Annotated in this window: 9 protein-coding genes; 1 reads left to right on the top strand and 8 read right to left on the bottom strand. The window is 71.5% G+C overall.

Annotated features, from left to right (window positions below; all coding sequences use genetic code 11):
• The 6 genes from E7Z54_RS12025 to E7Z54_RS12000 all read right to left on the bottom strand — a co-directional run.
• Positions 1-707 (bottom strand): iron chelate uptake ABC transporter family permease subunit (locus tag E7Z54_RS12025; protein WP_136433986.1); only part of this gene is annotated, 707 nt, incomplete at its 3' end.
• Positions 704-1,741, bottom strand: coding sequence for a FecCD family ABC transporter permease (locus tag E7Z54_RS12020; protein WP_136433984.1), 1,038 nt, complete (start codon positions 1,739-1,741; stop codon positions 704-706). The genes E7Z54_RS12020 and E7Z54_RS12025, both read right to left, overlap by 4 nt.
• A 46-nt stretch (positions 1,742-1,787) precedes the next feature.
• The gene (locus E7Z54_RS12015; RefSeq protein WP_206056175.1) at positions 1,788-2,333 is read right to left on the bottom strand and encodes a manganese efflux pump MntP; all 546 of its coding nucleotides are present in this window, start codon (positions 2,331-2,333) and stop codon (positions 1,788-1,790) included.
• A gap of 236 nt (positions 2,334-2,569) precedes the next feature.
• On the bottom strand, positions 2,570-5,545 hold the full coding sequence (locus tag E7Z54_RS12010) for a bifunctional [glutamine synthetase] adenylyltransferase/[glutamine synthetase]-adenylyl-L-tyrosine phosphorylase (protein WP_136433982.1): 2,976 nt from the start codon (positions 5,543-5,545) through the stop codon (positions 2,570-2,572).
• Between the two features lie 48 nt (positions 5,546-5,593).
• Positions 5,594-6,934, bottom strand: a complete 1,341-nt coding sequence (gene glnA, locus E7Z54_RS12005; RefSeq protein WP_136433980.1) for a type I glutamate--ammonia ligase — start codon at positions 6,932-6,934, stop codon at positions 5,594-5,596.
• Positions 6,935-7,008: 74 nt separating this feature from the next.
• Positions 7,009-7,686, bottom strand: a complete 678-nt coding sequence (locus E7Z54_RS12000) for a helix-turn-helix transcriptional regulator (RefSeq protein ID WP_136433978.1) — start codon at positions 7,684-7,686, stop codon at positions 7,009-7,011.
• Between the two features lie 125 nt (positions 7,687-7,811).
• On the opposite strand from E7Z54_RS12000, the gene E7Z54_RS11995 reads away from it, so the two are divergent.
• Positions 7,812-8,297, top strand: a complete 486-nt coding sequence (locus tag E7Z54_RS11995; RefSeq protein ID WP_136433976.1) for a hypothetical protein — start codon at positions 7,812-7,814, stop codon at positions 8,295-8,297.
• Positions 8,298-8,345: 48 nt separating this feature from the next.
• Here the strand turns inward: E7Z54_RS11995 and E7Z54_RS11990 are convergent, their stop codons facing one another.
• The gene (locus E7Z54_RS11990) at positions 8,346-10,421 is read right to left on the bottom strand and encodes an NAD(+) synthase (protein WP_136433974.1); all 2,076 of its coding nucleotides are present in this window, start codon (positions 10,419-10,421) and stop codon (positions 8,346-8,348) included.
• 23 nt (positions 10,422-10,444) lie between these two features.
• The coding region (locus E7Z54_RS23205; RefSeq protein WP_168798292.1) for a hypothetical protein at positions 10,445-11,520 on the bottom strand (1,076 nt) is incomplete at its 5' end.

Here is an 11,520-nt window from a genome sequence, read left to right as displayed (position 1 = left end):
AGCCCGTGGGCGTGCTCGTCGCCGAGGGCCAGTGGGCGCTGCTCGCCGCTGACCGCCACCGCCAGCAGCCCGAGCGCAGCCACCCCCGAGGCGAGCACGTCGAGCGAGCCGTCCCGGACGTCCGCGACCGAGCCGACGGTCCAGAGCAGCGCGCTGCCGGCCTCCCGGATGTCGGCCTCGGAGAGCCACCAGGCGACCAGCGATCCGCAGAGGTAGGAGAGTCCGACGCCGACCAGGACGAAGCGCAGGCCGTGAAGGCCGTTGCGCCACGCGAGCGCCCAGATCGCGAGTGCGACCGTGAGTCCGCCGCCGAGCGCTGCCAGGGAGACGGCCACCCCCGCGGCACCGAAGCCGATGACCGCCGTGATCGCGCCCAGGGAGGCGCCCTGAGAGATGCCAAGGATGTCGGGGCTGGCGAGGTTGTTGCGGAGCGTGGACTGGAAGAGCGCGCCGGCCAGGCCGAACGCAGCACCGGCGAGGATCGCGGCGAGGCCACGCGGCAGTCGCAGCTGCTGCACGACGAGGAGGTCGAGGCGCTCGCCGATCCCGACGATCGCGGGCAGGGCGCGAGCGGGCGGCACACCGGCGACACCCAGGCTCATCGTGAGCACCAGCAGGCCGACGCTCAGGCCGGCGCCGACGGCGACGACGGTGGTGGCACGGACCCGCTGGCGGCGGCGGATCCGAGCGATCGCCTCGGTGGTCACAGTGCCGCCACCCGCCGACCGCGGGCGACGGCGACCAGCACCGGTGCACCGATGATCGCGGCCACCACGCCGGCCTCCATCTCGCCCGGCTGGCGCACCAACCGGCCGATCACGTCCGCGGTCACGAGCATCAGTGGACCGAGCAGGGCACACATCGGCACGATCCAGCGGTAGTCGGTGCCCACCAGGCGTCGGGCCGCGTGGGGCACGGCCAGCCCGACCAGGGCGATCGGACCGGCCAGCGCGGTCGCCGTACCGGCGAGGGCGACGATCGCGAGCCCGGCGATCGCGCGCGTCGTCCCGATCCTCTGCCCGAGCGCCGCCGCCACGTCGTCACCGAGGGCGAGGGCGTTGAGCCGGTGAGCGACGACCATGCAGACCACCGCGCCCGCGAGCAGGAACGGCCACAACGCCGCGACCGTGTCGAGCCCGCGACCGGTGAGTGCGCCGACTGCCCAGAACCGGAACTGGTTGAACGCGTCGAAGTCCCAGAAGAGGACGAGCGTGGTCAGCGGGGTCAGCAGCGCCGTCACGGTCGCGCCGGCCAGTGCGAGCTGCACCGGACGGCCGTGGCCGATCGCGAACACCACGACGGCCGCCAGCGACGAGCCGAGGAAGGCGAACCAGATGAAGCCGAGGGGCGAGGTGACCCCGAGGTACGCCGCCGCAACCACGATTCCGAGAGAGGCGCCGGCGTTCAGACCGAGCAGGCCGGGGTCGGCGATCGGGTTGCGGGTGACGCCCTGGATCAGCGCGCCGGCCAGGCCGAGCGCGGCGCCGGCGAGCAGGCCGATCACGGTCCGCGGCACCCGTTGCCCCCGAATCACCTGGTGGTCGACGTTGCCCGCCACCGGATCGAACAGGGCGCGCCAGGTCTCGCCGACGGCGACGCCTCGCACACCGAGGGCCAGGCTGAGGACCACCACGGCCAGCAGAGCGCCCGCCGCGGTCGCGATTGCCAGGGCGCGCCGCGAGCGCCCGGTGGCGATCGCGGGCCTGGCCGGCGCGACTGCCGCCTCGACTAAGGCTTGCATAACCTAAGTATCCCACAGTCGGAGTGGGGCCGGCCGCCACCCAGGCTCAGGAGAGGAGGATCCGAAGCCCGATCAGGATGAGGATCACGCCACCGACCAGGGTCGCCCAACGACCGAGGTGCCGCCCCGCCCGAGCGCCCAGGAAGACGGCGCCCAGGGACAGCACGAGCGTCACCACCCCGATCAGGACCACCGCCGGGGCGACGTCGACCTCGAGCACACCGAAGGTCACGCCGACCGCAGCCGCGTCGATCGACGTGGCGACGGCCAGTGGTGTCACCGATCGGATCGTGACGACAGCTGCGGCGTGGCCGTCGTCATGGTGGAACGACTCCCACAGCATCTTCGCGCCGATCAGGCTCAGCAGCCCGCATGCGATCCACGGCGTCGCCGTGCTGACGGCGTCCGCGAACCAGAACGCCAGCACCCATCCGAGCACCGGCATCAGGGCCTGGAAGATGCCGAACATCCCGGCGATGAGGAGTGCGTCGCGCCAGGACGGTCGGCGTAGCTGAAGGCCCTCCGCGAGCGACACCGCGACGGCATCCATCGCCAGCGCGAACGCCAGCACGACGAGGTCGAAGGTGGTCACGGGCAGCCATCCTCGCCGACCCCGTCCTGGTCCGGTCCACCGGTCCGGCTCGGGCCGACAGCGCGCCGAGAGACGGCTCGGGCGGCTGCGGGCCTGGGCGCGCCGACCACCACGGTGTCGAAAAAAGGCGTCGGGCCGCGACCTCTGGGGGGGTCGGCCGCGGCCCGACGTCGAACATCATTACATATCGATCAACGCCTTTGTGGTAACCAGGCGAGGACTGTCGCTCAGGAGCCTTACCCCCAGAAAACCCGGTCGACCACGGCTCGCGCCCGGCGTGTGCCTCGTAGATAGTCGTCGAGCAGCCGGTCCGTCTCGACCAGCTGGTAGCCCAGGATGCCCGCCACCGCACGTCTCTCGATGGACGCGCGCGGGAACTGGTCGCCCGGTTTGCCGCGCGCCAGCAGGAGGGCGTTGCGGACCCGCGTCGCCATCCGCCAGGCCGTCGCGAGGGTCTCCGCGTCCTCCGCGGCCAGCAGCCCTGCCTCTGCCGCGGCCGTCACCGCGGGGAGCGTCTGCGACGTGCGAAGACCGGGAACCTGCGCGCCGTAGCGGAGCTGAAGGAGCTGGACCGTCCACTCGATGTCCGCGAGCGCCCCCCGTCCCAGCTTGAGGTGGAGGGCCGGATCGGCCCCGCGCGGCAGCCGCTCGCTGTCCACGCGTGCCTTGATCCGCCGGACCTCGCGGACCTCGGCGTCATCGAGCCCACGCTCCGGGTAGCGCAGCGGATCGATCAGGTCGGTGAACCTCCGACGCAGGTCGTGGTCGCCCACCACGGCGTCGGCTCGCAGCAGGGCCTGTGCCTCCCAGACCTTGGACCACTTGCCGTAGTAGGCAGCGTACGCGTCGAGGGTCCGCACCAGCGGCCCCTGCCGGCCCTCGGGCCGGAGGTCGGCGTCGACCACGAGCGCGGGGTCCGGCCCCGGCGCGCCGAGCGCGCGTCGTACCTCCTCGGCGACAGCACGGGCGAACGATCCGGCCGCGTGGGCATCGATCCCCGGTGCCGGCTCGTGCACGAACAGCACATCGGCGTCACTTCCGTAGGAGAGCTCGAAGCCGCCGTACCGACCCATCGCGACGATCGCGAGCCGGGTCGGTGCGCGGTCCAGGCCTCGCTGCTCGCGGACGGTCTCGACGGTGACCTGCAACGTGGCCTCGAGCGTGGCGTCGGTCAGTCGGGTGAGGGCGAACCCGACGTCGGCCACGTCGATCAGGCCGAGTACGTCGCCGGCGGCGATCCGCAGGAGCTCGCGTCGTCGGACGGCGCGGATGGCCCGGACCGCCTTCGCCTGGCCGTCCTGGCGACGCGCGGTCGCGAGCATCTCCTCGGCGAGCGCCTCGGGGTCGAGCGGCGCGAGGTCGCCGCCGAGCAGGCGCACGCCGGCTGGCTCGCGCTCCAGCAGGTCGGTGCAGTAGCGGGAGGTCGCGAGCAGGTGGGCGAGACGCTCGGCGACCTCGCCCTCGTCGCGCAGGGTCGAGAGGTACCACGGTGTACGACCGAGGGCCTCGCTGATCCGGCGGAATCCGAACAGCCCACCGTCGGGGTTGGGGCACTCGGCGAACCACTGGAGCATCGCGGGCAGCAGGGTGCGCTGGATGGAGGCGGTCCGGGTGACCCCCGCGGTGAGCGCCTGCAGGTTGCGGAGCGCGGCCTCCGGGTCCGCGTAGCCCAGTGCAGCGAGGCGAGCGCCGGCTGCCTCGGACGACAGCCGGACCTCGTCGGCACCGATCCTCGCGACGGCGCTCAGCAGCGGCCGGTAGAAGAGCTTCTGGTGGAGGCGGCTGACCTCGCGTCGGTGGTGCTGCCAGGTGTCGTCGAGCCGCTTCGCGGGTTCCTTGAGGAAGCCGAGGCTGCGGCCGAGGCGGCGCAGCGCCGCGTCGTCGGACGGCACCACGTGGGTTCGCTGGAGCCGGTAGAGCTGGATGCGGTGCTCGAGCTGTCGCAGGAACGCGTAGGCGCGATGCAGCGCCTCGCCGTCCTCGCGCCCGACGTAGCCGCCGTGGGTCAGCTCGGCGAGCGCGCTCAGCGTCGCGCAGGCCCGGATCCGCTCGTCGGCGCGACCGTGCACGACCTGCAGCAGCTGGATGGCGAACTCGACGTCGCGCAGGCCGCCCGCGCCGAGCTTGAGCTGGCGGTCCGCCTCCTTCGTCGGGATGTTGTCGAGCACCCGGCGTCGCATGGCGCGGGCCGAGTCGACGAAGCCGTCGCGGTCGGCCGCCGACCAGACCATCGGCGAGACCATGGCGACGAACTCCCGCCCGAGGGCGAGGTCGCCTGCCACGACCCGAGCCTTCAGCAGGGCCTGGAACTCCCACAGCTCTGCCCAGCGCTGGTAGTAGCTGCGGTGGCTGGTGATGGTGCGGCTCAGCGGACCGGCCCTGCCCTCCGGCCGGAGCGCGGCGTCGACCGGCCAGATCGTGCCCTCTGCGGTGTGCGCAGAGCAGACGAGCATCATCTGGGACGCGATCTTCGCGGCCGTGCGGCCGGCCGCGGCGTCGTCGACGTCAGGAGCGACGGGCTCGTGCACGAAGATCACGTCGACGTCGGAGACGTAGTTGAGCTCGTGGCCGCCGCACTTGCCCATGGCGATCACGGCGAGGCGGACATCCGCGGCCTCCTCCCCCACGCGCTGCCGGGCTATCGCGAGCGCGGCCTCGAGCGTGCCCGCCGCGAGGTCGGAGAGCTCGGCCGCCACGTCGTCGACGCCCAGGTGGTGGGTGAGGTCCCGCGCGGCGAGCCGCAGCAGCAGCCGCCGGTACTCGACGCGGAGCGCGTCGACCGCCTCGGCCTCCGGTGTGGTCGAGATCGGGACGTCCACCGCGGGATCGGCCCCCACGGCCTCCAGCAGCGAGGCCCGCATCGCCCAGGCCGCCGGTCGGGTGCAGCCCAACGCTGGATCCGTCAGCTCGCGCCACTGCTCGGGATGGGTGCACAGGTGATCGGCGAGCGCAGCGCTCGCGCCCAGGACGCTGAGCAGCCGCATCGCGGTGCCCTCGTCCTCGGCCAGGGCGGCCAGGAGGACATCCCGGTCGTCGACCGCATCGGCGAGCCGGCACAGCGACTGCAGCGCCGCATCCGGCTCCGCGGTCCGGCCGAGGATGGCGAGCAGGGCGGAGCCGGCGCCCCCGAGGTCATCGAGATTCGCCTGGGCGCGGTCGCTGTCGTCGAACCCGAGCCGGAAGAGCTCGGTGCGCATCGTCGCGCGGTTCATGCGCTCTCCCGCCCCGCGACGGGTCTGCCGAGCAGGAGGCTCACGGGATCAGAGGACGGGCAGCATCTGGTCACGCTCGTAGGCGGAGACCTGGCCGCGGTAGCCGTCCCACTCCGCCCGCTTGTTGCGGAGGAAGAAGTCGAAGACCTGCTCCCCCAGCGTCTCGGCGAGCAGCTCGGAGCGCTCGGCGACGGTGATCGCGTCGATCAGGTTCCGGGGCAGTGGCTCGATGCCGAGGCTGCGGCGCTCGGCCTCCGTCAACGCCCACACGTCGTCCTCGGCCTCGCGCGGCAGCTCGTAGCCGTTCTCGATCCCCTTCAGGCCGGCCGCGAGCACCGCGGCGTAGGCGAGGTAGGGGTTGCAGGCGGAGTCGATGGTCCGCAGCTCGATCCGGGTCGACTGGCCCTTGAGCGGCTTGTACATCGGCACCCGCACCATCGCGGACCGGTTGTTGTGGCCCCAGCAGATGTACGACGGCGCCTCGGCGCCGAACATCATCCGCTTGTAGGAGTTGACCCACTGGTTGGTCACGACCGAGATCTCGCTGGCGTGCTTGAGGACACCGGCGATGAACTGGCGACCGGTCTTGGAGAGCTGATACTCCGCGCCCGCCTCGTAGAAGGCGTTCTGGTCGCCCTCGAACAGCGAGACGTGGGTGTGCATCCCCGAACCGGGGTGGTCGGTGAACGGCTTGGGCATGAAGGTCGCCCAGATGCCCTGGCTCAGCGCGACCTCGCGGATGACGGTGCGGAAGGTCATGATGTTGTCGGCAGTGGAGAGCGCGTCGGCGTAGCGCAGGTCGATCTCCTGCTGACCGGGACCGCCCTCGTGGTGACTGAACTCCACCGAGATGCCCATCGCCTCCAGCATCGTGATCGCCTCGCGGCGGAAGTCCGAGCCGAACGAGTGCGCGGTGTGATCGAAGTAGCCGCTGCGGTCCACCGGAATCGGCTCCACCCCGGGCTCGGGGTCGTTCTTGAACAGGTAGAACTCGATCTCAGGATGGGTGTAGAAGGTGAACCCCTGCTCGGCCGCCTTGCCCAGGGTCCGCTTCAGCACGTTGCGCGGATCGGCGTACGACGCGGAGCCGTCGGGCATCACGATGTCGCAGAACATGCGCGCCGTGGAGGGACCCTCGGCGCTGCGCCACGGGAGGATCTGGAACGTGGTCGGGTCGGGCAGCGCGAGCATGTCCGACTCGTACACCCGGGCGAAGCCCTCGATCGCCGAGCCGTCGAACCCGATGCCCTCCGAGAACGCCCCTTCGAGCTCGGCCGGCGCGACCGCCACCGACTTGAGGAACCCGAGCACGTCGGTGAACCACAGCCGGACGAACCGGACGTCACGCTCCTCGAGAGCGCGGAGAACGAAGTCTTCCTGCTTGCCCATGGGGAGAGCCTAGGGGCACGGCCTGCAGGAGGCGCGGGTGCACTCGCGGGGCGAGTGCACCGACGCGTCACCGATCAGTGGCCGACCCGGACGCAGCACCCGCCCTTGGCGGGCCCACCCTCACGTCGCGTGACCCCGGCGCCGCAGTCGAGATGGCCGACCAGCGCGGAGACGAACGACTCGTTGACCCGGCAGACCAGGTCGGTGTGGTCGGCGGCCAGCCGCGCGTACGGACAGTTGCGCAGCTCGAGCTCGCGGGAGCCGGCGGGTTCGTAACCGAGCCGGTCGAGCACCTCGGCGACCGCCTCGATGCCCTCCCCGCGAGGAGCCACGGCCTCGACCATCGCGCCGGCGGCGTCGGTTGCGGCGAGCCCGAGCGCCTCCGTCATGGGCGTCCCCTCGAGTGCGCGCTCGGCGGCCTCGGCGAGGACCTGCCCGGCAAGGTCGTACCGACGCTCCGGCAGGCTGACCGCCACCTCCCGGCGCGAGCGGCGGTACAGCTTGGCCGGCCGACCCGCACCGGGTCCCGAGCGTCCGCTCATCCGGCGGAACTCGGTGGTCAGCAGACCCTCGTCGACCAGCTTGTCCAGGTGGAACTTCGCAGTGTGACGCGCCACCTCGACCCCCTCGGCAGCCTGGTCCCGGCTCACGGCACCGGGCTGCTCGGCCACGAATCGGTAGAGCCGTCGTCGTACCGGATCCGCCAGCGCCCCCAGCTTGGTCACCCGTCGCGCAAACGCGTCCTCGCTCATGCCCCTCATCCCTCACATCCGCGCTCGGATTCTAACGGACACAAGTCTTGCCTAAATAGCCTCAAAGTTCTACCGTCGATACAGATGTCTCTTACAAATGCGAGACCCTCGAAAGGAGAACCGTCATGGCCACCCATGCCTGGCACGACCTCACCCATGACTTCCGGGACGAGATGCACGACCTCGCCGCCATCAACCGCGTGGACGAGGCTCGGCAGGCCTTCCTCGGACTATGGGCGACGTTCGTCGTCCTCCCGCTGCTGTTCGGTCTGGACAAGCTGCTCGGGTTCATGACCGACAACTGGGAGGCCTACCTCGCCACCTGGATGAACGATGCGATCCCCGGCAGCGCGACCGACGCGATGTTGTGGTTCGGCGTGATCGAGATCGTCCTCGCCGTCGTCGTGTTCTTCGCCCCGCGCTGGGGCGGTGACGCGTTCGCCCTGTGGTCCCTGCTCGGGGCGCTCAGCCTGTTCAGCATCGACGGCACGGCGCACCTCGGCCTCGGCCTGCTCGCCCTCGGCGTGGCCGCGCTGTGCATGGCCCGGATGGCGCACGGCTACCACGACCGCACGATCGCGGCGACGGCGACGCCCCCGACCGCGGTCTGAGCCTGGGTCGGGGCCGGCACTGGTGCGCCGGCCCCGGCTCAGCCCGGTTCAGCGCTTCGGCACGCTCTCCAGCTCGGCCAGCCACGCCGTGGGGCTCGCGTCCGACGGCATCCGCCAGTCCCCGCGAGGGGACATGGTGCCGCCTGCGCTCACCTTCGGACCGTTCGGCAGCGCGGACCGCTTGAACTGGCTGCTGAAGAACCGCTTGATGAACACCTCGAGCCAGGCCCGGATCGTGGCGATGTCGTACGACGCCCGGCGGTCCTCCGGGAACCCGGGCGGCCAGTCCCCCTCGGCCTGGTCGCGCCACGCATGCCAGGCGAGGAAGGCGATCTTGCTCGGCCGGTAGCCGCGTCGGATCACGTGGAAGAGAGTGAAGTCCTGCAGCGCGTAGGGGCCGACCGAGTCCTCGGTCGCCTGCGGCTTCTTGCCGGACTCGGCCGGGATCAGCTCCGGGGTGATCTCCTGCTCGAGGATCTCGCGCAGGACGGCGTCCGCCTCGTCGTCGTACGAACCGCCGTGCAGCTGCCTGCTGTCGATCACCCAGCGGATCAGGTGCTGGATGAGCGTCTTCGGCACGCCGGCGTTCACGTTGTAGTGGGACATCTGGTCGCCGACGCCGTACGTGCACCAGCCGAGCGCCAGCTCGGAGAGGTCGCCCGTGCCGAGCACGATGCCGCCGCGGTGGTTGGCCAGACGGAACAGGTAGTCGGTGCGGAGGCCGGCCTGCACGTTCTCGAAGGTGATGTCGTAGAGCGGCTCACCCTCGCTGAACGGGTGGTCGAGGTCGTCGAGCATCTGCTTGGCGGCGGGGGTGATGTCGAGCTCCTGGAACGTGCAGCCGAGCGCAGTGGACAGTCGAGTCGCGTAGGACTTCGTCCGGTCGCCGGTCGCGAAGCCGGGCATCGTGAAGGCGTGGATGTCGCTGCGCGGGCGGCCCAGCCGGTCCATCGCCTTGGCCGCCACGATCAGCGCGTGCGTGGAGTCGAGGCCGCCGCTCACTCCGATGACGATCTTCGGCTGCCCGATCGCGGAGAGCCGCTGCTCGAGGCCGGAGACCTGGATGTTGTAGGCCTCGTAGCAGTCCAGGGCCAGGCGGGCCGGGTCGTCGGGCACGAAGGGGTAGCGGTCGACCTTGCGCATCAGGCCGATGTCGCCGGCCGGCGGGTCGAGCTCGAACTCGAGCCGCCGGAAGCGACCGTCGGCGGTCGCGACGCCCGCTCGCCGCGACGCCCAGCCGCGGCGGTTGTCGTCGAAGGTCCCCTGCCGGAGCCGCTCCTGGCGGATCCGGTCGAGGTCGACGTCGACCACGGTGCGCCGCGGACCCTCGGGGAAGCGCTCGCTCTCCCCCAGCAGCTCGCCGCACTCGTGGACCATCGTCTGGCCGTCCCAGGAGAGGTCGGTCGTCGACTCCCCCTGTCCGGCGGCGGCGTAGAGGTAGGCAGCGCTGCAGCGGGAGCTCGCACTGCGGGCGAGCATGTGACGGTCGTCCGCGCGCGCCACCGTGATCGGACTGCCCGAGATGTTGGCCAGCACGGTCGCGCCGGCCAGCGCCGCCTCGGCACTCGGCGGGATGGGCACCCACATGTCCTCGCAGACCTCGACGTGCAGGTGAAGTCCGGGCACGTCGGTCGCGGTGAAGATCAGGTCCGGACCGAGCGGCACCGTGACCCCGGAGACCGCGATCTCCTCGCCCCAGAGATCGTCACCCGGGCCGAACCAGCGCCGCTCGTAGAACTCGCGGTAGGTCGGCAGATACGCCTTCGGAGCGACCCCGAGGACCGCGCCGCGGTGGATGATCACCGCACAGTTGAGCACCCGGTTGCGGTGCTCGAGCGGTGCTCCGACCACGATCACCGGCCGCAGGTCCGCGGCCGCCTCGACCAGCTCACCGATCGCCGTGTGCACTGCGGCCAGCAGCGTGTCCTGGAGGAACAGGTCGTCGACGGCGTAGCCGGTCAGGCCGAGCTCGGGGAAGATCGCGACCGCCACCCCCTCGTCGTGGCACGCCCGGGCCTGCTCGAGCGTGCGCGCGGCGTTGGTCGCCGGGTCCGCGATGGCGACCGGCAGGGTGACGGCTGCGACGCGGGCGAACCCGTGGGCGTAGGCGGAGTAGAAGTCCACGTGTCGGAGTCTAGGGATGCGGCCTACTCATCGGCGGCGATGACGTCACCCGCGACGTCGATGTGGCGCATCCGGGAGTCGCCGGTGGTGAGCCGTTCGAACCCTCCCGTGCCGAGGTGCCAGGCGACCAGGTGCCAGGACTCCTCGCCGACGTCCATCTCCCCGAACCTGATGGGACCCACCATGAGCAGCACGGTCTCCGCGTCGAGAAACCCGACAGCGCTCAGATGTCCGCTCGTGCCGTAGGCATCGTCCGGGTCCCGGATCGGCGCATAGGCCACGAGCTCACCGGTCGCCGTGTCGAGGACCATGGGTCCGTTGTCACCGGGCAGGCTGGTGCCCCAGCCGGTGAGAGCCAGCCGGCCGTATCGGGTGACCACGCGTTGGCCGTAGTACGGGACGTGCACGTCGCTCACCACCTCCCCTCCGCGCCAGACGCGCAGGTCCGACTCGTCCCACCGGCGCTCCACCACGCTCCCCTCGGGGTCGACCGCGATCTGAGCGGGCGCCGTGGCGCCGTACGGCGCCGGACGACCGGTGCCGTCGAGCGCCACCAGCCAGGTCTGCTCCCAGTGCAGGACCACGAAACCCTCGTCCTCCGGGAGCCACCGCAATGCCGGCGCCGTGTCCGTCGGCTGCGCCAGCGGGCCGGGAGGCCAGGGGATCGTGCGTTGCACGCCGGTGGCGAGATCGACGAGGAGGATGCCGTCATCGGTCGACATCGCCACCTGACGTCCATCAGGTGCGAGCGCCGGAGTGACGACCTTGTGCAGCTTTCCCGACACCGCGTCAGCGGTGTCGGGAACGGATCGCCACCGCCCATCAATGCCCAGCAGTCGCAGGTCTAGGCCCTCCTCGAACCAGGCGACCGCCGCCTTCCCCATCGGGTCCTCGGCGACCCTCGGCGGCGAGTCCGGCGGAGCGAGCCGCTCCGGGAGCACCGAGGGACGAAGCGGAGCATCGACGACCGTGAACGGATCCCAGCGCGGCTGGACCGCGGCGGACGGGGTCGCGGGCGGAGTGAGCGAGGGTGTCGACGGGCCGACCGGCCGCTCGGTCCCGGACCGGCCCGGCAGCTGACTGAGCGCGATGACCGCCG

The organism is Nocardioides sp., from assembly GCF_004803405.1.
Taxonomy (GTDB): domain Bacteria; phylum Actinomycetota; class Actinomycetes; order Propionibacteriales; family Nocardioidaceae; genus Nocardioides; species Nocardioides vastitatis.
Note: the sequence above shows the minus strand (reverse complement) of the source record. Positions and strands in the feature narration are given on the sequence as shown.

Coding starts and splice junctions, on each gene's coding strand:
- E7Z54_RS12020 (WP_136433984.1), bottom strand. CDS start 1,741: ATGCAAGCCTTAGTCGAGGCGGCAGTCGCGCCGGCCAGGCCCGCGATC.
- E7Z54_RS12010 (WP_136433982.1), bottom strand. CDS start 5,545: ATGAACCGCGCGACGATGCGCACCGAGCTCTTCCGGCTCGGGTTCGAC.
- glnA (WP_136433980.1), bottom strand. CDS start 6,934: ATGGGCAAGCAGGAAGACTTCGTTCTCCGCGCTCTCGAGGAGCGTGAC.
- E7Z54_RS12000 (WP_136433978.1), bottom strand. CDS start 7,686: ATGAGCGAGGACGCGTTTGCGCGACGGGTGACCAAGCTGGGGGCGCTG.
- E7Z54_RS11995 (WP_136433976.1), top strand. CDS start 7,812: ATGGCCACCCATGCCTGGCACGACCTCACCCATGACTTCCGGGACGAG.